Consider the following 19,292-nt stretch of genomic DNA (forward strand, 5'->3'; position numbering starts at 1 on the left):
ACTTCAGGCCGTTGCATACCGCGGGCGCCCGGCCGGCCGGAAGACCTGGATCGTCACGCCCTTCGAGTCGACCCGCGACTCGACCAGGTCGAGCGCAAGATCCGGACCGGTCTCCGGGAACAGTCTCGCGCCCTGGCCGAGGATCACCGGGACCACGATCAGAATCATCTCGTCGACCAGATCGTTCTCCAGCAGCCACCGGGTCAGGGCGCCACTGCCGTGCACCTGCAGCTCACCCCCGGGCTTGGCCTTCAGCTCACTGATGGCCGCCGCGAGGTCACCGCAGAGAACGGTCGTGTCCTCCCAACGCGGCGCGGTGAGCGTGGTCGAGGCAACGTACTTGGGGGCCCCGTTCAAGGCCACGCCGATGGGATGTGCGCGCATCTGGTCGATTGATCCCCAGGAGCCGGCGAACAACTCGTAGGTGCGCCGGCCGAACAGGAACGCCTCGGCGCGCTGGTAGGTCTGCGTGATGAGCGTCCTGGTCTCGTCGTCACCCCGCCCCCGGGCCCATCCGCCGCGCTCGAATCCGTTCCTGCGGTCATCCGACGCGCCGCCGTTTCCCTGCATCACCCCATCGATGGTGACCTGGGTCATGGTCGTCAGCTTCATGATCGCGGTTCCTTGCCTTGGCGCCGCCCCTTGTGGGCGGCCTCACCCCTGCTACGAACACCACCGCCCCGATCCGACACCGCCTCCCGGATTTCTTTGAAGAACTTTCCGGGACGCCTCTTCGGCAGCACGTCGGAGTCGAGCCTGTCGGCCCCCGAGGTTGCGCACCGCCGCTCGGCCTGACCGCCCGCATCCAGCGCTTCGGCGGCTACGCCACCGACGAGGTTGCCTCGCGCCCGAGCCGTTCGACGCCCGCCACCACCGGTCAGGATCTTCGCGTCCGCGAGGCGGTCACCCGGGCCCACCACGAGGAGTGTGCCCGGGTGGTCGCCGCCCTGACCAGGCGCTTCGGTAACCTCGACATCGCCGAGGAAGCGGCCCGCGATCTTCGCCCGAAATGCGGGTAACGCGGCGTCGACGACCGGCTCCCCAACGAGACCACCCCGCCGCATCAGCTCCCGCCGGGCAACTCCGCGAGCCGGTACCGCAGATCTGCACCCATGTACCAGTACAGCGCACGGTAGTTGCGTCGGTCCACGCTCAACCTGCGGGTGGCATGGTGCTGGACGTCGGCGTACGCCCGCTCGGCGGCGCGTAGCTTCCGCTGCCAGGTGCGCTGCGGCCGACACGCGCCAGCGAGCCGTCCAAGATCAGGTGCGCGGATCTGCCGAATAGCGCACATCCAGCCGCAGATCGGTGCGAGCAAGTACGTCCCGTCGACTACCTAGGGTGACCGGCATGCCGGTCGGCAGAGCCGTGTGGTGCCATCGGGCAGAGCCAGCTACTGATCTCACCCAGCATTCCGCAGGTTCTGATATCCGCGTCTCCCAATTGCCGAAAGGCTCCAGACTCAAGGTCGCAGATCACGGCGGCATTCGGGAGCCGTGAGCGCCGACTTGGTTCACGACGCGGACGCCGGGCCAGCGTTCGGTGGGGCGGTGGCGGGCGAGTCGTTGCCGGGAGATCTCCGGGCTGACCCTGGTCGGGTTACGTCGCCATATGCCGTCGAGCAGGTCGCCGAGGCCGTGCGGCGCGCAGACCACGATCCGGTCATGCGCGTCGAGGCGTACCGCCACGGCCGTGGCGTACTCGGGCCAGGTGGCGACCGCCTCGGTGATGGTCCGCAACGGGGCCACCGGGTCGCCGCCGAACTTCCCCGGAAACCAGGTGTGCACGGCAGCCTGGTTCTTCGCCTCCCACGGCGGCTCCGGCCAGGCCGCCACCAGCAGCTCGGTGGCCCGGTCGTCGTTGTCGCGGCTCAGGTCCGCCGGGTCGAGGAAGACGACGTCGACATCGCGCACCGACGACGGGTCGAAGCCGTCGCCGTACCGCTCGCCCCAGACGAGGTCGCGGATGACGCCCGCGCCGATCCAGGCGTCCGGCAGGCCGGAGTCCCGGACGACACCCAGCGCCCGGATCAGCCACGGGCTGCGCTGGACCAAGTCCCGCAGCTCGTCCTCCCGCACGGTCCCAGCCTAGGGGCACCCGCCGACGCGGCATCGTCGTCTGCGGGTCACCGTGCGCTCGGGTGCGTGGTCCGGGAGCCGGTGGCGAGGGCGTGGGAAGGTCAGGGCGTGGCGGGAAGAAGGTCGTCATCGCGGCCGGTCAGGGGCAGCGCGGCGGTGGTAGCGATGCGCAGGATGGCTTCCTCCATCGAGGTGGTCTCGGGCAGGACGACTTCGTCGTCGTGGCCGAGGACGTCATGAGGGGCGTACCAGTCGCGCATGTTGTCCGCCGTGAACTGCGTGGCCTGCGGGCGCATCTCGTGCCGACGCAGGGTTTCGGGCAGGGACACGTCGAGGTAGACGAACAGCGTCCGGCCGCGGTGAGCGTCGCGCAGTGACGTGAGCATCCGCCGGTACCGGGCGGCGTGCATGATCCCTTCGAGGATCACGTGGTAGCCGTGGTCGAGGGCCATGCGGACCGTCTGTTCGATGAGGGCGGGCCGAGCCCGCCGGGCTTGTCCCGTTCCCGCAGCAGGACTCGACGTAGGTAGTCCTGCTCGACGAGGGCGCAGCCGCGGCCGTGCCGGCGCCGCAACGCGCGAGCGATCGTGCTCTTCCCGGATCCGGAGTTGCCGCGGATGAAGACAAGGATCGTCTCAGGGCTGCCGGTGTGAGTCAGGTCGTCCATGGCGGCGCTCCTCATCGCGAGACTTGATCGCAAGCGGGTGGAGCTGAATGACACCCCCGACCGCTCGACTCGCCAGGTGGGGATCGTGTCGAGCGGTCGGCGCTCGCTACAAACTGGGTCTGCGGGCCGCCCGGATGATGTCATCCGGACGATCATGGGCAGTCAGGCCCGAGCGCGCGGGGGGATGGCTGGCGCAGTCATGGTCAGGGATCGGTAGCCGATTTCGGTGAGCCTGTCGGCGTTGAGGCAGTGTCGCCCGTCGAGGACGAGCGGTGAGCGCATGGTGGGGGTGATTCTGACCATGGCGGTCCCCCAAGCGTCCGCACATGCCGACGTGCGCGGCTCTACTGTGTGGACAACTCCTTGACCACTGCGACGGCCTCGGGTAGGAGGTTGTGGGGGCAGCCCCAGTAGTCGTAGATGCCGCCGCGGGCGCGGTTGCTGCCGCACACGACGAACACACCCGTGCCGAGGCGGCGTTTGAGGTGGGTGGCGAGCCATCCGACGAAGCCGCTGTTGTCGACGCCGGGCGGAAAGTGGAACGAGAACACTCCGAAGCGCTCGACCGGCTCGGTCGGCTCGTGAGTCATCGGGATCAGCGCGCTCCACGAGTCCTGATCCCGCACGACCGCGAGCGTCTGTGCCGACAGCGGCGGTGGGCTTGACGCCGGCGACTCCTCGAAGTACCAGATCCCGTCGTGGACGACCAGCTCCGCCGCCGCGATCACCTGGCGCAGTCGTTGATCGGTTTGGTCTTCAGTTTCCCGGCTAACGTCAACCACGCACCCACTGTAGATCAAGGTCACATGGCACGTCCGCGATACGCAACCCGGCGGTGATCTTTGCTGATAGCCAGACCACACGCACATGCCGCCGACGGCGCGCTGACGGGGCCCGCCGTGTCACTCCCTGTAAGCCGTTGTTCCGTACGGTCGAGATCTGGGCACGTCCGGTCCTGCCGATGACAGTGCGGCGGGCCGCGTCTCGAAAACGTCCTTGCAGGTCGGACGTTCTACGGTGAAGAATCGCGTGCCGTGTCGATCGTAGGTATGGATGCCAAGGTCCCGGCTGGCACTGTCGTTATCGTCATCGATGTCATTCGTGCCTTCACGACGGCCGCGGTCGCGTTTGATCGTGGCGCGACGGAAATAGTCTGCGCGCCATCGGTCGAGGTCGGCCGAGAGCTCCGGCGGCTGCACCCGGATCGCCTTCTGGTCGGCGAGACCAGCGGGCTCAAGCCAGCGGATTTCGACTTCGGGAACTCGCCGTTCGAGATGTCGGCGGCGCAGCTTGAGGGCCGACGTTTGATTCAGGCGACATCGAACGGCACGCGCGGGCTCGTCCGGTATCCGGACCCGGCGGCGCTGCTCGCGGTGTCAGCACTGAATGTCGGTGCCACCGCTCGATGGATCAGCAGGAACCACGCCGGGACCCCGTGCACTCTTGTCTGCACCGGGCAGACCGCTGAGGACTGGGCCTGCGCGAGGTACCTGAGCGACCTTCTCCACGGATCGGAGCCGAGGCGGGTGGACCTGGTCGCGGGCATCATGGACGGCGCGGCGGAGCATGCCCGTGCGTATGCACGACAACCCGCGCCCGAACGGGTTGATCTATCCAGGGATCTTCACTTCTGCTGCGATGTCGACCGGTCCGAATTCGCCATGGTCGGCGAAATCCGCCAAGGTCACGTTGCGCTCGCAAGGGTGCCGTGCTGACAGGCGGCATCCTCGCCAACCCTCGGCGAAGGTCCTGCGATCGTGTGCGCTGTGACTGAACTTGTGAAGCATGTGGACGACCAAGACCGCGTGCTCGGCGTCGTCGGCCGTGGGGCTGCTGTGCACCACGGATGGTTGCATCGCATCTCGACCAGCATCTGGCGGGACGAGGATGGTCGGTTCCTCGTGTACCGGCGCGCCGAACGGCTGCCCAGATTTCCCGGCTATTATGAAGTGACCTTCGGTGGAGCGGTCAACGTCGGCGAGTCTTACCAAGCGGCGGCTGCACGCGAACTCGCAGAAGAGCTCGGCGTCCACGTCCCGGTCCGCTTCGTGCTCAAGTTCCTCTGCCACGGCGAACGCGGCTCGTACTGGCTCGGGATCCACGAGGCCGTCATCACCGGCCCTGTCGATCCGGATCCCCGAGAGGTGGCCTGGCTCGGGCCGATCCTGCGCAACACCACCGGCGCCCGGATGGACCGGCACGCCGCCACCCGCCGACTCAAGCAGCGGTGTCGTGCACGAGGCCGCCGGCCAGCGGGACGCGGTCAGCCGCGCAGTCGCACGAGATTAACCCGTGGCGACGTCGGTGATCATCTCGCGATACTGGCCGACGTGGAGGAGGTCAAGGTCGTCGTCGCCCATCACGAGCGCGCGACCCTGCGCGTCGGCGACGTGTTCCTGAAAATCGACGCTGATCAGACGCGCACCGACGTCGAGGTCGAGGCGATGGCTATGGCGCCGATCCCGACTCCGGAGGTCCTGTGGCGCAAGCCGCCCGTGCTCGCGCTCGCCGCCCTCCCAGGGACGGCACTCGGCCGCCTCGGCGAGCCGTCGACCGCGTCGTCCTCGGCGTGGGCCGCGGCGGGTGCCGCCGCACGGATGCTGCACGACGCGCCGCTGCCGCCATGGCCCGGTCGCCGCCTCGACGAGATCGCATCGGACCTCGACGGCGAATGCGAGTGGCTCGTTACGAACGGTGTCCTTCCGACCGACGTGGTCACGCGCAACCGCCGGGTTGCCGAGGCTGCGCTCCGGCCGTGGACACCGGTGTTCACGCACGGCGACCTGCAGATCACCCACGTATTCGTCCACGGCGACGAGATCACCGGCGTGATCGACTGGTCCGAGGCGTGCCAGGGCGATGCCCTGTACGACCTCGCCATCTTGACGCTCGGACACGAGGAGCACCTTGGCGACGTCGTCGCCGGCTACGGCACCGACGTCGACCTCGACGTGATCCGCGCGTGGTGGTCATTGCGAAGCCTGCTGGCGATCCGCTGGCTGGTCGAGCACGGCTTCGACCCGTCCTCGCCAGGCTGCGAGTTCGACGTGCTGAGATCCCGGGTGTAAGGCCGCACGAGCCCGACCGCCACGAGTGCCGTTCTGCCTGTACCGTTTCAAAATCCCGTTCATGCCTGTGACCTGGCTTTAAAGCTCTGGTCAGGCTGCCCGGCGGTACTCGTTGACCACGCCGCCGAGGCGTCGTCGGCGCTTACGGGGGCATCCATCAAGATGACGACAGTCGGGTCTGGTTGGGCGGCAACTGTTGCAGGCCCTGATGCGGGCGGTGGTCGTTGAAGTGCTGCACGTACTCGTTGACCACCGTCACAGCGTGCCGTTCGTTGTAGACCAGGACGTGGTCGGTGCACTCCTGGCGCAGGCTGCGGCCCCAGCGCTCGATCAACGCGTTCGCCCGCGGCGTACGCGGAGGAATCTTGACCAGCCGGATGCCCTCCGCGGTGAACATCGCGTCAAACTCGGCAGCGTACTTGGTGTCCCGATCGCGGATCAGGAACCGGAACTGGCTGGCGCAGGTGCACCCGCCGGGTCGTGATCTCCATCAGGACCAGCACGTACACCCACCGCAGGGCGATCGTGTCGATGTGAAAGAAGTCGATCGCCAGCAGGCACGACACCGCCGCGCTGCTCGACCTCGCCGAGGTCGCGCACAGCGACAAGGAAGGCGACGCGCCCACCTACAAACACACGTATGGGTTCCATCCAATCCTGGTGACCTGCGACAACACCGGTGAGCTCCTCGCCATGAAGCTGCGGCCAGGTAACACCGGGGCGAACACCACCACCGATCACCTCGACGTACTCGAAGAGGCGATCACGCAGATACCCGCCGTACACGCCCTCGACGGCGACCTCGCCCGGGCCGAGCCGAAACGACTTCGCTACCGGATCCTGCACACCACCACCCGACTCGCCCGCGGTCAACGCCGCCGCTGGCTACGCATCCCATCAAGCTGGCCCTGGGCCGGCCAGCTCACCACCGCGTTCAACCGGATCGCGGCGATTCCCTCCCCCGACTGACCTGGCTCAGTCGCTATCCCACCGACCCGAAGGACCATAGGAGACCACGCCCAGTCGGCGCGACAGCCGGTCAACCGACCTACCCACCATCCAAAACCATTGACTGACAGCGATGCGGACAAGTGGGCGAGCTGGACGTGCCAAACGCGCGAATGATCGAGGCTAGACCCCGTGCACCTGCCAGCCCCACTTGAACCCGCCGAAAATCTTGACGACGCCTTTACCGGCCGCGTCTATGATGCCGGTGTCCTGCGCCAGGAAGGTCTCCGCCAGGAACTGATCATCCAGAGGTACGTCGCCGAGAGCTGCCGCCTGCGGTACGTCGTGGAAGTTGAAGAGCTCCGTACCGTGGACCGAGACCAGTCCTCCGTACAGGTACCAGGGATTGGCGCGCCAGATGTTGTCGACATGAGTGGCGCCAAATCGTCTGACGACCTGGATCCACTGTAGGGTTTCGTGGATGCCGGGGTCGCCCCGGCGAAGGTCTGGATCGTAGGCGACGTACAGTCCGCCCCCGAAACCCGTGGTCGGGTCGGTTTCCGTCGGCTCTCTGACGAACACGCTGTACGACTGAACGTTGAACTCGTTCCGACCCGGGAAGCCGCCGACGTAGTGGAATGAGTAGTGGGCACCGAACGCGTCGGCAAGGGTCTGCTTGAATGCCAGGTCCGGATCGGTCGGGACGTCCTCGTAGATTGGGTCAGGGTCATTGCCGGCCTGATCGAACGACAGCAGGCTGATTCGGTAAGGCTTGCCATTGAAGGTGAACTTTCTGGCTGAGGTATGCCCACCGATCGTCGTACTGAACGTCTGCCCCGGTGTCGCAGGCCAACCAGTGGGTTGGCTCGGCTGGTAGTTCTTGACGAGGTGGGTGGTCGCGGGTAGGGCGCTTGGCGCGGCGGCGGCTGTGGCGGATCCGAGCCCGACTGAGGTCAGTGTGGTTACGCCGAGGGCGGCGCCGCCACGTAACAGTGCCCTTCGCGATATCGGCAGGTGGATCCGTTCCGTCGCGTCGGGGTTGGGGACGGGGCGCATGGAATTGCCTCGCATTCGTGCTTGATGACGAAGATCATGACGGTCGTAAAGAATTCGGCTGTCGTTGTTGTTTGGCGCTTGTCCTGGTCATTCGCGCCGAGTCACCGCTGGACTTCGCGCACCTGCCAGCCATATCGGATCCCGCCGAAGACGGCGATGACATCCTTCCCGGCCGCGTCCTTGCTCCCGGTGTCTCGCACGAGGAAGATCTCCGCAATGAACCGATCCGACAGGACGGTTTCATCGCCCGGGAGCGGTGACCGGGCTACGCCGTAGTAGAAATTGAAGACCTGCTTGCCGTATATCGAGGTGAGTCCTCCAGAAAGGAAGAATGGGTTCGCGCGCTGGCCGTTGTCGACGAAGACTTCCGGTGATCCGCCAGCCGTGAACGAGGTGGCAACCTGGATCCATCGAAGGCGCGGATTGATTTCGGGGTCACCGCGACGCAGGTCCGGGTGGTAAACGACGTACAGATCGGCCCCGTAGAGCAGGGGCGAAGACTCCGTCTGCCCGGCGGCGAACACGCTGTACGACTGGACATTGAACTCGTTGCGGCCGAGGAATCCGCCGGCGTAGCGGAACGCGTAGTCGGTGCCGAAGGAGTCCTTGAGGCTCTGCCTGAAATTGATCGTCGGATCTGCCGGGACGTCCGCGTAGAGCGGGTCGGCAGATCCGCCTGGTTGGCCGTACGAAAGCAGGCCAATGTGGTAGCGCCGTCCATTGTGGGTGAACTTCCGCGATCGGACATGTTGACCGACGGTGGCACCGACCCCCTGTGCCGCTCCGGTCGCGGGCCAGCCGTGCGGCTGGCTCGGGTGATAGTTGAGGACGAGGTGGGTCGGTGCGATCTTGCCGGTTTGCTTTGTGGCGGCGGTTGGGCGCATGGAATTGTCTCGCAATCGTGGTGACGGTCAGGAAGACGTGCGCTGGTGACGGTTTACGTCATGGCGAGTGCCTCGGCGGGTGCGAGGTGAGAGGCGCGGATGGCAGGGTAGAGACCGGCCATGGCGCCGATGAGCAGCGTGGCGGTGATGCCGCCAGCCGTGGCCCAGGGAGGGACGATGGCGGGCCAGGACTGGGTGGTGGCGTACAGGGCCGTAACGGTTATGCCCAGGGTTACCCCGCCGATGCCGCCGAGCGCGGACAGCAGGAGAGATTCGGCGAGGAACTGCAGGCGGATCTGGCCCCGAGTGGCGCCGAGGGAGCGCCGCAGCCCGATTTCGGGGCGGCGTTCGAGGACGGAGATGACCATGGTGTTGGCCACGCCGACCCCGCCGACGAGTAGGGCCACGGCGCCGAGGCCGAGTAGCAGGTTGGTGAACGCCTGGTTGGCGGCGTCGCGTGCGGCCAGGACATCGGAGGGGCGGGACACGTTGACCTCGTTAGGTGCCTGCGGGTTGGCGGTCGCCGCGAGGACCGCGCGAACAGCGTCGACGGCGGCGTCCCTCGCGCGGGTGTAGATGGCAGTCGGGTGCCCGTCGAAGTCCAGGTAGGACTTTGCTGCGGGCCAGCCGATCAGTGCGGCGGAGTCCAGTTCTGGGGCGAGTAACACCGGGTCGAGGATGCCGATCACGGTGAACCATCGGCCGCCGAGGTGGACTTGGACATCTGGAGCGGCCACGGAGATACCCAGGCGGTGGGATGCCGCCGAGCCGAGCACCACGGTCGGGTATCCGGCGGTGGCCGCGTTGAGCCAGGCACCGTCGGCCAGGGTAGCGCCGACCGTTGCTGGCAGATCGAGGTGAGCCGCCTGGACCGACATGCTGCCAGTCTGCGCGGCGGGAATCCGGTCGGATCGGTAGACGTGGATATTGGACAGCTTGCCGGTGGCGGCGACCTGGGTCACCGGTTCGATTCGCGAAATCATCGCGACGGCTTCGGTGGGTAGGACGGCGTTCTCGCCGGACAGGGTGTTGCCGGGCGCGACGGTGAGCAGGTTGGTGCCGAGCGCGGCGAGTTGGCGGTCGAGTTCGGCGCGGCTGGACGAGGAGATACCCACCACCGCGGTCATCGCGGCGATGCCGATCGCGATGCCGAGCGCGGATAGGAACGCCCGCAGCGGCCTGGTGCGCAGCCCGGCGCTGCCGACCCGTACGACGTCGCGCGGGCCCAGCCGAGCGGGAGATAGCAGCATACTCATGGAACAACCTGCCCGTCGCGCATGGCGACCTGCCAGGGCAGGCTGTCGGCGATCTCTCGATCGTGGGTGATGATCACGACGGTGGTACCGGCGGCGTGCAGTTTCCGTAACAGGTCCATCACCCCGGCCCCCGAGGCGGAGTCGAGGTTGCCCGTGGGCTCGTCGGCGAGCAGCAGCGCCGGTTCGCCGACGACGGCGCGGGCGATGGCCACCCGCTGCCGTTGGCCCCCGGACAGTTCGTGTGGCCGGTGATCGAGCCGGTCACCGAGACCGACGCGCACCAGTGCGGCTTCGGCTCGTCGGCGGCGCTCCCTCATCGGTACGCCTGCGTAGAGCAACCCGTCCGCGACGTTCTCGATAGCGGACTGTCCTGGTGCGAGATGGAACTGTTGGAACACGAAACCGATCCGCCGCGCCCGCAGCGCCGACAGTTGCCGATCCGACAGCGCCGCCACGTCGTGCCCGTCGATGCGGACCACCCCGGTCGACGGGCGGTCGAGGGTTCCGATCAGGTGCAGCATGGTGGACTTACCCGAGCCGGACGGGCCGACAATCGCCACCAACTCGCCGTACCGGACCGACAACGTCGCGCCGCGCAGGGCCGCGACCCCACCGGGGTACGTCTTGGTCACGTGGTCCAGCTCGATCACACCGTCGCTCATGCCGGCATCCCCACCGTCATGCCCTCGGTGAGCGCGTCGCCGGACACCTCCACGCGACCCCCGGCGAACAGGCCGGTCTGCACTGCCACGATCCGGGTCGCCGCGCCCTCGACGACCTGCACCCCGTACCCGCCCTCGGCGAGGGCGAGCAGCGCGGCCACTGGCACCGTCAACACGTCCTTGCGCTCGGTGGCGGTGAAGGTGACGTCCAGGGCCTCCTGGGCAAGACTATCGAGCGCCTTTTCGTCGTCCACTGTGATCGTGACTTCGATCTTCGTCGCCGCCGGGTTGCTCCCTTCGGCCGGCTTGACCACGGTCACCGCCTTGGTGATCTTCGCGGGCGCCGTCTTGCCGTCTGGCATCGTCACCGTCACGGCAGCCCCATTGCTCGCGAGCCGCTGGTCGTCGACGTCAAGCTCGACCGTGATGACGCGCGACGTACCAGTGCACGCCAGCAAGGCCGTTCCGGGCTGAGTCATTTCTCCCACGGCCGCCTTCAGCGTGTCGACCCGCACCGGTCCCGCCGCGTAGCTGACGCGGCCAAGTTCCACTGTCCCCGTCTGCAGCAGGTTAAGATCCTTCTGCCACCGCTGCACCGCCTTGGCGGTGCTGGCGGTGTACTCGCTGTCAACGGTGAACCCTGAAAAGCCCAGCTCTTGCAGGTTCTGCTCGAACTGCTTGACGTCGTCGCCCTCCGTCCCCACTGACAGCGCCCGGTACGCCGGCAGCGAGCCGTACAGCAGCACGACCGGAGTGTTGTCAATGCGGTAGATCGCCTGCCCGCGCTTGCGGGTGGAGCCGATGTCGGGCAACGAGGTGACCGTTCCGGTCAGTCGAGAAGCGAACGTCGTCGTGTCGCCGTAGCCCAGCTCACTGCTTCTGGTCTGGGTGTCCACCAAGGTCTGCCGGGTTACCCGCGCGGTCTGCGGGGGAAGAGCACCGCCGGCATCGGCTTGGTCGTCGCTGCCCCGTAGCCGCCCCCCAAATCCAACCACGGCGGCGGCACCGGCGGTCACGGCCACGGCCGCCGCGAGCGCTACCCGACCGATCCAGCGTCGTCGTCGACCGATCCCGGTCACCCGTTACTCCCGTTCGCGGTGTTGTTGCTGCGTTCGCCGTTACCGCCGCCGAGGAATTTCTCGCACGCGTTCTCGGCCGCCTTCATCGTGGGACCGGTCGGGTCCATGCCGAGTCTGTCGGGGTCCAGTGAGATGCCGCCGTTCTCATCCGGATCCGGGAAGTTGGGCACGCCGTTGTCGCGCATGCACCTCGAGTACTGCCGCGTTTGTTCCAACTTCTGCGGATCAAGCTTCTGTGGCGCGCCACCGCCCGGGGCGTACTCCTTGCACTTCTGCGCCGCCGCATCAACGGTTTCCTCGCTCACCCCGATCTTGTCAAGGTCAATGTCGAGCCCCCCGTTCTCGTTCGGATCGGGAAAGTTCGGTACACCGTTCTGCCGCATGCATTGCGAGTACTTCAGGACCCCGTCACCGCTGCTGTCTTGACCTGCGGCGCTGCTGGTCGGCTTCGCGGTTCCGCCCGCGGTGGCCACCCCCTGGTCGCCGTCGCTGGCAGTGCAGCCCGCCGCAACCAGGGTCAATAGCAGGCAGAGCGCAAGCCCTGACATGAAACGCATGGACGTCTCCTTTCACACGGCCGGTCGCTCCAGTCGCTCTCGACCGTTTATTAACGGCCGTGCCCCGTCAGGTCAGCGTCAGCGTTGACGCTTATCCCGACTTGACAGGCTTGTGCGGCACGATGGGCAGCGTCGAGGAGGGTGAGCTGGTGCGGATTCTGGTCGTCGAGGACGAGCGGCTGCTGGCAGATGGGATCGCGGAAGGACTTCGACTCGAGTCCCTCGCGGTGGATGTCGTCTACGACGGCGAGGCCGCGCTCGAGCGGCTAGGCGTCAACGAGTACGACGTCGTGGTACTCGACCGTGATCTGCCCGTGGTCTCCGGCGACCAGGTGTGCCGGGCGCTGGTGGATTCGGGCGCGTACACCCGAATCCTGATGCTGACGGCGGCGACCGAGGTGGGCAGGCGCGTCGAGGGCCTCGCGCTAGGTGCCGACGACTACCTCGGCAAGCCGTTCGCGTTCGCCGAGTTGGTTGCGCGGGTACGGGCGCTCGGGCGTCGCTCCCGCCCACCGGCCCCACCCGTACTCGAACGCGGCGGCCTGCGCCTGGACCCGTACCGGCGCGAGGTGCACCGCGATGGCCGTTACGTCGCGCTGTCCCGCAAGGAGTTCGCGGTACTGGAGGAACTGCTTCGCGCTGACGGCGGCGTGGTGTCCGCCGAGCAACTGCTGGAACGAGCCTGGGACGAGCACATCGATCCGTTCACCAACGTGGTCCGGATGACCGTGATGACGCTACGTCGTAAGCTCGGCGAGCCGCAGCTCGTGGAAACGGTGGCGGGAGTGGGGTACCGCGTTCGATGAAGAACTGGACAATACGCATCCGGCTCACGGTGATCTACGGGAGCCTCGTCCTGCTGGCCGGTACCGCCCTGCTCGCCATGACCTACGTTCTCGTGCGGCACAGCCTCGACGGCCGGCTGGACAGCAACTCCACGACCATCGCTGGCGTCCAGGGGCCAGAAGACGCGACATCCGGCCCGAGCCTGACCTGGCAGTCAGGCGAACAGTTCCGCGACGACACCCTCGACTCCCTGCTCACCCAGGGAGGGATCGCGCTCGGCGCGGTCGGCGTGGTGGCGGTCGGGTTTGGATGGCTGGTCGCCGACCGCGTCCTGCGCCCCCTGCACCGCATCACCGAGACCGCACGCCGGGTGGCCGACAGCAACCTGCATGAGCGTATCGCCCTGACCGGCCCCCGCGACGAGGTCAAAGAGCTCGCCGACACCTTCGACTCGATGCTCGAACGACTCGACCGGTCCTTCGACAGCCAGCGCCGCTTCGTGGCCAACGCATCACACGAACTGCGTACCCCCCTGGCCATCAACCGCACCCTGCTGGAGGTCGCGATGCGCCGCCCCGACGCGCCACCCCCGGTCCGCGACCTCGCAGAGACGCTGTTGGCGGTGAACGCCCGCCACGAACGGCTGATCGACGGGCTGCTCACCCTCGCCCGCTCCGAACAGGGCATCACCGTGCACAACTCCGTCGACCTGGCCGACATCGCCCAACATGTAGCCGAGCAGAACCGACAAAGCGGAGTAGAAATACTTACGTCGCTCGACCCGGCGCCCACCTGGGGCGATCCGATTCTTTTGGAACGGGTCATCCAGAACCTCGTACAAAACGGGATCGACTACAATATAACCGATGGATGGTTGTCTATCACGACAACGACTCGCGGCGAGACTGTGGAGCTCACCGTGAGCAACAATGGACCAGTCGTCCCGCCATACGAGATTCCGGGTCTGTTCGAGCCATTCCGGCGCCTCCAGGACCGCGTCGCCGCAGGACGCGGCACGGGGCTGGGCCTCTCGATCGTCCGGTCGGTCACCCGCGCCCACGACGGAGACGTCACCGCGCGACCCCACGACGGCGGCGGACTGACCGTGACAGTCGCCCTCCCGCTGATGCGCGAGCAGCACCGGCCAAGGCCGGCCTGGTCGACCACGCCCCCCACAAGCGATCACGGCGCGGTGAGCGCTTCCGTGGGCGCAAGCCCATCGGACCATCTGGGATAACCCGGCCGATCCGGCCGCCGCTATCATCGCCGCCGGGCAGGAGGCCGAGCAGGCGCTGCTGGACGTCGCCGTTGCCCGGCTGGGGCGGCCAGCGCACCAGGTGACCCGCCGGGGACGCGCCGAGCGGGAAGGCACGGCCGCGGCCGACGAGGTCATCGCGTGAGTTTTGGCACGGTACAGGGTTCTGCATGTCGCGGGACCGGGGAGATCGTGTCCGGCGCCACGACGACGGGTGCGCTTACCGCAGTTGACGGGCGATTCGGCGTAGCCCGGCCCGGATGCGCGGCTCGCCGAGTTCGGGTAGCAGCGCGGCCACGTGCTCGGCGGCCAGGGTGGCGAGTAGAACGTGTGCGGCGTGATCCGGGTCGGGTAAGCCGTCCAGCAGGATCGCCACGTGCCGGTGCCAGAATCGGTAGGCCCCGATCCGGTACCGGGCGCCGGGTGCAGCGGTCTCCGACATCCGCACCAGGTCCAGGTGCTCCAGTAGGTAGTCCAGGTAGGCGTCGATGAACGCGGTGAGCCGTTCGGCCGAGGGCGCCCCGGGGCCGAGTGGTGGCGGTCCATGCAGGATGGCCTCCTGCAGCACCCGTTCGCGCGCGTCGAGCAGCGCAACGGCTAGGCCCGCCTTGTCGCCGAAGCGGCGGAACAACGTGCCCTTGCCTACCCCGGCAGTGGCCGCGATCTGGTCCATGGAGACCGCGGCCACGCCGTGCTCGGCGAAGAGCCGGGCGGCCGCGTCGAGCACGGCGACCCGGTTACGTGCGGCGTCGGCGCGCTCCTTGGGCGGCGGGTTGCGTAGCAGTTCCAGGGGCATTGCAGAACCGGACTGCGGTCCGGTATCGTCCTCAGGCATAACCGGACTATAGTCCGATTTCCCTGGAGGTAGCGACATGACCGCACTGATCACCCGTGATGAGCTGAAGGCGGCGATCGACGCCGGGACCGTCACCCTTGTGGACGCGCTGGGCGGCGAGTACCACGCCAAGCAGCATCTGCCCGGTGCCCTTGCTCTGACCCCTGCCGACGTGGACATCCAAGCGCCGGCCCTGCTGCCGGACCGCGCCGCCGCGATCGTCACGTACTGCTCCAACCCGGCCTGCCCCAACAGCGGACAGGTCGCCGACCGGCTCACCGCCCTCGGCTACACCAACGTCCGCAAGTATCGGGAGGGCATCGAGGACTGGACGGCCGCCGGCCTGCCCACCGAATCCCTCTGAGACCGGCCAGAGCCGTTTACCGCCAGAGGCGGCTGAGCAGCAATGCCAGCCGCCGCTGGTAGTCCTTGCTGCCGAGAAGCCGCCCGCCGCGCGTCAGTGCCACGAGCCCGTGCAGACCGCTCAACAACACCTCCGCGAGCATGTTCTCGTCGTCGCTCGCGCCAATGGGCCGGACCACCTGACGCAGTTCGTCGAACACGGCGTGCAAGGCCGGAGGCGCCTCGGGGTCGCAAACGGCAGGCTGACCGCCTGGTTGAACATCACCGGCCACGCCTTCGTCCAGGACCTACGACGCGGACACTACGAACTCGGACTCGAGGTCCCGCCCGCGCTGCGGGTGGCCGCCGCCTTCACGAACCGGCACGAGCGATCTGACCAGTGCCCGCTGACGCGGCTCGGCGTGTCCACCGATCCGGCAATGCAACAGAGCCCGCCGGCCCGCCACCAGCCAGACCATGATCCAGACTAGGCGGCACGCAAACTCACGGCTCTGTTGCATTGGGCGGCAGCATGATCGACTCCAGCTTGCCGGTGCGGTCTGCTTGGCCGGGTGAGGTCGCTATCTCGTGTCCAGTCCTGGTCTCCGCCTGCGTCGGCGTTCGTCGGGCCGGTTCCCGTCCGAGGTGATCGTCTTGGCGGTGCGCTGGTACCTGCGCTTCAACCTCTCCTACCGGGATGTGGAGGAACTGCTGGTCGAACGCGGGGTGGAGGTGGATCACATCACGGTCTACCGGTGGGTACAGCGGTTCACCCCGCTCCTGGCCGACGCCGCCCGATCACCACGTTGCGGGCGGGGGGGTGAACCGACTGAAGCCCTGCTGCGGGTCGAGCGGCACGTCGGCCTTCTTGATCGCCTCGATCAGGTCGTCGAGCCGGACGGGGTTGCTCATGGGTATCGGATTGGTCATGCGTCAACCCTAAGTTGACGCCGCCGCGTCGTCAGCCATCGGTTGACGATTTGCGGCGGCGGCCCATCCGGTCCGCGCCACCACGTCGCCCGGTCATCCGCGGCGCGCGGCGACGACCTCACCGAATTGCCCGCGCTACCAGACGAGCCGCGCGGCGCGGATCGGCGGCGGGCAGGTCCAGCGGGCAGCGGCGGGCAGGTCCAGCGGGCAACGGCGGGTCACAGCGGTGTCGCGACCGGCGGCTCGGGGTGGGAGCGGTCAGGCCCTCCCCTCGAGGTGCCGGTCGAGGTGCACCGCGGTGCTGATCAGGGACAGGTGGCTGAACGCCTGCGGGAAGTTGCCGATCTGCTCCCCGTCGGGGGCGATCTCCTCCGAGTAGAGCCCGAGCTGGCTGCTGTAGGTGAGCATCTTCTCGAAGGTCAGCCGCGCGTCGTCGAGCCGACCGGACCGCGCGAGCGCCTCGACGTACCAGAAGGTGCACATGCTGAAGGTGCCCTCGTTGCCGGGGAGACCGTCGGGTGAGGCGGCCGGGTCGTACCGGTAGACGAGGCTGTCGGAGACGAGTTCGGCGTCCATGACCCGCAGGGTCGACTGCCACATCGGGTCGGTGGGCGCCACGAAGTCGACGGACGGCATGACGAGCAGCGCCGCGTCCAGGATGTCCGTGGCGTAGTGCTGGGTGAAGGCGCCGCGCCCGGAGTGGAAACCGCGGGACATGATCTGCTCGTAGGCGCCGTTGCGCGCGTTGGTCCACCGGGTGGTGTCGGCCGGCCGGCCGAGGCGGTGCGAGAGGCGCAGCGCCCGGTCGAACGCCACCCAGGACATCAGCCGCCCGTAGGTGAAGTCCTGGCGGCCGGCCCGCGTCTCCCAGATCCCGTCCTCGGGCTGGTCCCAGTTGTCGCAGAGCCAGTCCATCAGGCGGACCGTGTTCAGCCATGCCTGATGAGAGATGTGCAGACCGCGGGCGTCGGCGAGGTGCAGCGCGTTGAGCACCTCACCGTAGATGTCGAGTTGCAGTTGGCTGGCGGCGCCGTTGCCCACCCGTACCGGCGCCGAACCCCGGTAGCCCTCCAGGTGGTCGAGCACCTCCTCGGTGAGGTCGGGTGAGCCGTCGACGCGGTACATGATCTGCAACGGGGACCGCTCGTCCTCCGCCTCCCGGACCCGGTCGTTGAGCCAGCGCAGGTACCCGCGCGCCTCGTCGGTGAAGCCCAGGCTGAGCAGCGCGTGCACCGAGAAGGAGGCGTCGCGGACCCAGGTGTAGCGGTAGTCCCAGTTACGCTCCCCGCCGACCTGTTCCGGCAGCCCGGCGGTGGGCGAGGCGATCAGCGCGCCGGTCGGGGCGTACGTCATGAGCTTCAGCGTCATCGCGGACCGCTCGACCATCTCCCGCCACCGACCGGTGTACTGCGAGCGGGCGAGCCAGCGCCGCCAGAAGTCTCTGGTCTGCTCGAGCAGTTCCGCCGCCTCCTCCGGGGCGTAGGCGCGCGGCGGTTCCGACGATCCGGTGTCCAGGACCACGCCCCCGGCCTGACCCTCGCGGAGCGTGCCGATCATTTGGATGCCTTCGGTGTTGCTGCGCTTGCGATCCCGTTCACCGGGCAGGCGCTCGTCGAAGCGGACCACGTTCAGGGTGAGCGAGATCGTACGGCTGCGGAAGATGACGCCGCCCTCGTGACCCTCCAGCTCGTACGGATCCCGCCCGTAGTTGAACCCGGGCCGGCAGTCGAGCCGGAACGTCATGCTGCCGCGGACGACCCGGAGCAGCCGGACCAGGCGGTGCCGGTCGGTGGCGTGGTCCCCGGCGACCGGCATGAAGTCGATCAGCTCGCCCACGCCGTCCGCGCTGAGGAAGCGGGTGATCAGGATCGGCGTGCCGGGCAGGTAGAGCTGTGTGCTCCGGTAGTCGATGCCGTACGGCGAGACCTGGAAGTGGCCGCCCTTCCGCCGGTCAAGCAGGCCGCCGAAGATGCTCGGCGAGTCGAAACGGGGCGCACAGAACCAATCCAACGTCCCGTCCTTGGCGATCAGCGCGGCGGTCTGCAGGTCACCGATCAGGCCGTGGGCCTCCACGGCGGGGTACGTCTCCACCAGACCTCCCGACCCTCGTCGCACCGACCGCGGCGACTACCCCGGGTTCGGCCGCGTACACCTCAGCGCGGATGTCAGTGGTGTCGGGGAACATCTCGCTGACCACCTCCTCGGCCTCGGCTGGCTGGTGAAGGTAAACGTACCGTCGGGCACTTCGGTTCCGTGCCGGTCGACTCGCCAGCGCGGCACCTTCTGCGGCCCGCCCCAGTAGTGCGGGAAGTGATGCAGATGCCCGAACCCGTTCTTCGGGATCGGGGCGAACACGCACACCGCCCAGACCCCCGGCTCGATCTGCACGTACTCCGGCAGGTAGCCGTAAAGGACGAAGCGGGCCACTGATCCACTGGGCGGCCACCCAACCGCGGCGTCTCGCCGCTGATCGTCAGCGCGGACCCAGCTGCGCAACGTCTCCCGATTGACCCCGAGATCGTCAGCGACCTGCGCGATTGTCGCCCCCGGCCTCGACCGATACAACGCCACCGCGTCGGCCTTGAACTGCGCGGGGTAGTGCTTCATCACCATCTGTCAGAAACCTCGTTCGTCGCGGTGCCAGATCAGGAGGCATTTTCGACTTCCCCGGACGCCGCGACCGATAGCCCTTGCAGAGGGCAAGGCTAGACTACATCGGCACCCAGTTCTGCGGCGATTCACGGGTTGCCGAGCCGTCTGAATGGAGCCAATATGACCAACTTCCTCGTCGGTGTCGTGAGCTCGCTTGTCGCCTCCCTCCTCTTCTTGGTATCCGGCACGTTCTTGTTTCCGCGGGTGAGGACCTGGGTGGGCTCGACGCTGGGGCGG

General features: G+C 67.7%; 20 protein-coding genes and 4 pseudogenes. 7 read left to right on the forward strand and 17 right to left on the reverse strand.

Annotation, left to right across the window (positions count from 1 at the left end; genetic code table 11):
• Window positions 1-3: 3 nt before the first annotated feature.
• The 5 genes and pseudogenes from C1I99_RS04650 to C1I99_RS04675 all read right to left on the reverse strand — a co-directional run bounded on the left by C1I99_RS04650 (window position 4) and on the right by C1I99_RS04675 (window position 3,527).
• Window positions 4-612 (reverse strand): dihydrofolate reductase family protein, encoded by a 609-nt coding sequence (locus tag C1I99_RS04650; protein WP_111132896.1) that lies wholly within the window; start codon window positions 610-612, stop codon window positions 4-6.
• A complete protein-coding gene (locus C1I99_RS32595) occupies window positions 609-1,064 on the reverse strand; it encodes a hypothetical protein (RefSeq protein ID WP_158553967.1) in 456 nt (151 codons plus the stop codon). Before C1I99_RS32595 ends, C1I99_RS04650 begins: the two co-directional genes overlap by 4 nt.
• 411 nt (window positions 1,065-1,475) lie before the next feature.
• On the reverse strand, window positions 1,476-2,078 hold the full coding sequence (locus C1I99_RS04665) for a nucleotidyltransferase family protein (protein ID WP_111132899.1): 603 nt from the start codon (window positions 2,076-2,078) through the stop codon (window positions 1,476-1,478).
• A 101-nt stretch (window positions 2,079-2,179) separates the two neighbouring features.
• Window positions 2,180-2,745 (reverse strand): annotated as a pseudogene (locus C1I99_RS04670) (kinase).
• A 344-nt stretch (window positions 2,746-3,089) separates the two neighbouring features.
• Complete coding sequence (locus tag C1I99_RS04675) at window positions 3,090-3,527, reverse strand: DUF6196 family protein (RefSeq protein WP_111132915.1); 438 nt, start codon at window positions 3,525-3,527, stop codon at window positions 3,090-3,092.
• Window positions 3,528-3,794: 267 nt separating this feature from the next.
• Here C1I99_RS04675 and C1I99_RS04680 point away from each other — a divergent pair, with 267 nt between their 5' ends.
• Together C1I99_RS04680 and C1I99_RS33145 are read left to right on the forward strand one after the other, a co-directional pair.
• The gene (locus C1I99_RS04680; protein WP_111132900.1) at window positions 3,795-4,460 is read left to right on the forward strand and encodes a 2-phosphosulfolactate phosphatase; all 666 of its coding nucleotides are present in this window, start codon (window positions 3,795-3,797) and stop codon (window positions 4,458-4,460) included.
• Between the two features lie 51 nt (window positions 4,461-4,511).
• The gene (locus C1I99_RS33145) at window positions 4,512-5,813 is read left to right on the forward strand and encodes a phosphotransferase (protein ID WP_199561946.1); all 1,302 of its coding nucleotides are present in this window, start codon (window positions 4,512-4,514) and stop codon (window positions 5,811-5,813) included.
• A 157-nt stretch (window positions 5,814-5,970) separates the two neighbouring features.
• Here the strand turns inward: C1I99_RS33145 and C1I99_RS04695 are convergent, their stop codons facing one another.
• Window positions 5,971-6,210 carry an integrase core domain-containing protein gene (locus C1I99_RS04695; protein ID WP_199561947.1) on the reverse strand — a complete coding sequence of 80 codons (240 nt, stop codon included), beginning with the start codon at window positions 6,208-6,210 and terminating at the stop codon, window positions 5,971-5,973.
• Between the two features lie 194 nt (window positions 6,211-6,404).
• Between C1I99_RS04695 and C1I99_RS35150 the strand changes: the two are divergent.
• A pseudogene (locus tag C1I99_RS35150) lies at window positions 6,405-6,599 on the forward strand (transposase); the annotation flags it as partial.
• A gap of 345 nt (window positions 6,600-6,944) precedes the next feature.
• On the opposite strand, the gene C1I99_RS04710 reads toward C1I99_RS35150, so the two are convergent.
• From C1I99_RS04710 to C1I99_RS04735, 6 genes are all read right to left on the reverse strand, one after another.
• Complete coding sequence (locus tag C1I99_RS04710; RefSeq protein ID WP_146603891.1) at window positions 6,945-7,832, reverse strand: hypothetical protein; 888 nt, start codon at window positions 7,830-7,832, stop codon at window positions 6,945-6,947.
• Between the two features lie 86 nt (window positions 7,833-7,918).
• Window positions 7,919-8,716 carry a hypothetical protein gene (locus tag C1I99_RS04715; RefSeq protein WP_158553969.1) on the reverse strand — a complete coding sequence of 266 codons (798 nt, stop codon included), beginning with the start codon at window positions 8,714-8,716 and terminating at the stop codon, window positions 7,919-7,921.
• A 38-nt stretch (window positions 8,717-8,754) separates the two neighbouring features.
• On the reverse strand, window positions 8,755-9,957 hold the full coding sequence (locus C1I99_RS04720; RefSeq protein ID WP_111132904.1) for an ABC transporter permease: 1,203 nt from the start codon (window positions 9,955-9,957) through the stop codon (window positions 8,755-8,757).
• Complete coding sequence (locus C1I99_RS04725; RefSeq protein ID WP_111132905.1) at window positions 9,954-10,619, reverse strand: ABC transporter ATP-binding protein; 666 nt, start codon at window positions 10,617-10,619, stop codon at window positions 9,954-9,956. Before C1I99_RS04725 ends, C1I99_RS04720 begins: the two co-directional genes overlap by 4 nt.
• On the reverse strand, window positions 10,616-11,698 hold the full coding sequence (locus tag C1I99_RS04730) for a peptidoglycan-binding protein (protein ID WP_233512328.1): 1,083 nt from the start codon (window positions 11,696-11,698) through the stop codon (window positions 10,616-10,618). Before C1I99_RS04730 ends, C1I99_RS04725 begins: the two co-directional genes overlap by 4 nt.
• A complete protein-coding gene (locus tag C1I99_RS04735; protein ID WP_111132906.1) occupies window positions 11,695-12,255 on the reverse strand; it encodes a hypothetical protein in 561 nt (186 codons plus the stop codon). Before C1I99_RS04735 ends, C1I99_RS04730 begins: the two co-directional genes overlap by 4 nt.
• A 149-nt stretch (window positions 12,256-12,404) precedes the next feature.
• Between C1I99_RS04735 and C1I99_RS04740 the strand changes: the two genes are divergently transcribed.
• Both C1I99_RS04740 and C1I99_RS04745 read left to right on the forward strand, forming a co-directional pair.
• Complete coding sequence (locus tag C1I99_RS04740; protein WP_111132918.1) at window positions 12,405-13,061, forward strand: response regulator transcription factor; 657 nt, start codon at window positions 12,405-12,407, stop codon at window positions 13,059-13,061.
• The gene (locus C1I99_RS04745) at window positions 13,058-14,278 is read left to right on the forward strand and encodes a sensor histidine kinase (RefSeq protein WP_111132907.1); all 1,221 of its coding nucleotides are present in this window, start codon (window positions 13,058-13,060) and stop codon (window positions 14,276-14,278) included. Before C1I99_RS04740 ends, C1I99_RS04745 begins: the two co-directional genes overlap by 4 nt.
• A gap of 238 nt (window positions 14,279-14,516) precedes the next feature.
• Here C1I99_RS04745 and C1I99_RS04750 read toward each other — a convergent pair whose 3' ends face one another.
• Window positions 14,517-15,131, reverse strand: a complete 615-nt coding sequence (locus tag C1I99_RS04750; RefSeq protein ID WP_199561948.1) for a TetR/AcrR family transcriptional regulator — start codon at window positions 15,129-15,131, stop codon at window positions 14,517-14,519.
• 37 nt (window positions 15,132-15,168) lie between these two features.
• Here C1I99_RS04750 and C1I99_RS04755 point away from each other — a divergent pair, with 37 nt between their 5' ends.
• Entirely contained in the window at window positions 15,169-15,495 is a 327-nt protein-coding gene (locus tag C1I99_RS04755; protein WP_111132908.1) for a rhodanese-like domain-containing protein, read from the forward strand.
• A gap of 16 nt (window positions 15,496-15,511) precedes the next feature.
• On the opposite strand, the gene C1I99_RS04760 is transcribed toward C1I99_RS04755, so the two are convergent.
• Window positions 15,512-15,694, reverse strand: coding sequence for a hypothetical protein (locus C1I99_RS04760; protein WP_111132909.1), 183 nt, complete (start codon window positions 15,692-15,694; stop codon window positions 15,512-15,514).
• A 388-nt stretch (window positions 15,695-16,082) separates the two neighbouring features.
• On the opposite strand from C1I99_RS04760, the pseudogene C1I99_RS04770 reads away from it, so the two are divergent.
• Window positions 16,083-16,271: pseudogene (locus tag C1I99_RS04770) on the forward strand (IS6 family transposase); the annotation flags it as partial.
• Here C1I99_RS04770 and C1I99_RS34500 read toward each other — a convergent pair.
• From C1I99_RS34500 to C1I99_RS33745, 3 genes and pseudogenes are all read right to left on the reverse strand, one after another.
• A complete protein-coding gene (locus C1I99_RS34500; protein ID WP_267897469.1) occupies window positions 16,272-16,403 on the reverse strand; it encodes a hypothetical protein in 132 nt (43 codons plus the stop codon).
• Between the two features lie 258 nt (window positions 16,404-16,661).
• Window positions 16,662-18,494 carry a glycoside hydrolase family 15 protein gene (locus C1I99_RS04775; RefSeq protein WP_111132910.1) on the reverse strand — a complete coding sequence of 611 codons (1,833 nt, stop codon included), beginning with the start codon at window positions 18,492-18,494 and terminating at the stop codon, window positions 16,662-16,664.
• Between the two features lie 372 nt (window positions 18,495-18,866).
• Window positions 18,867-19,016 (reverse strand): annotated as a pseudogene (locus C1I99_RS33745) (transposase); the annotation flags it as partial.
• Window positions 19,017-19,292: the final 276 nt, after the last annotated feature.

Origin of the sequence: Micromonospora deserti (assembly GCF_003236335.1) — a bacterium.
GTDB lineage: Bacteria > Actinomycetota > Actinomycetes > Mycobacteriales > Micromonosporaceae > Micromonospora > Micromonospora deserti.

Bases quoted from the DNA above. Each gene is read 5' to 3' on its own strand.
- C1I99_RS04650 (WP_111132896.1), bottom strand. From the start codon at position 612: ATGAAGCTGACGACCATGACCCAGGTCACCATCGATGGGGTGATGCAG.
- C1I99_RS32595 (WP_158553967.1), bottom strand. From the start codon at position 1,064: ATGCGGCGGGGTGGTCTCGTTGGGGAGCCGGTCGTCGACGCCGCGTTA.
- C1I99_RS04680 (WP_111132900.1), top strand. From the start codon at position 3,795: ATGGATGCCAAGGTCCCGGCTGGCACTGTCGTTATCGTCATCGATGTC.
- C1I99_RS04695 (WP_199561947.1), bottom strand. From the start codon at position 6,210: ATGTTCACCGCGGAGGGCATCCGGCTGGTCAAGATTCCTCCGCGTACG.
- C1I99_RS04710 (WP_146603891.1), bottom strand. From the start codon at position 7,832: ATGCGAGGCAATTCCATGCGCCCCGTCCCCAACCCCGACGCGACGGAA.
- C1I99_RS04720 (WP_111132904.1), bottom strand. From the start codon at position 9,957: ATGAGTATGCTGCTATCTCCCGCTCGGCTGGGCCCGCGCGACGTCGTA.
- C1I99_RS04725 (WP_111132905.1), bottom strand. From the start codon at position 10,619: ATGAGCGACGGTGTGATCGAGCTGGACCACGTGACCAAGACGTACCCC.
- C1I99_RS04735 (WP_111132906.1), bottom strand. From the start codon at position 12,255: ATGCGTTTCATGTCAGGGCTTGCGCTCTGCCTGCTATTGACCCTGGTT.
- C1I99_RS04745 (WP_111132907.1), top strand. From the start codon at position 13,058: ATGAAGAACTGGACAATACGCATCCGGCTCACGGTGATCTACGGGAGC.
- C1I99_RS04750 (WP_199561948.1), bottom strand. From the start codon at position 15,131: ATGCCTGAGGACGATACCGGACCGCAGTCCGGTTCTGCAATGCCCCTG.
- C1I99_RS04755 (WP_111132908.1), top strand. From the start codon at position 15,169: ATGACCGCACTGATCACCCGTGATGAGCTGAAGGCGGCGATCGACGCC.
- C1I99_RS34500 (WP_267897469.1), bottom strand. From the start codon at position 16,403: ATGACCAATCCGATACCCATGAGCAACCCCGTCCGGCTCGACGACCTG.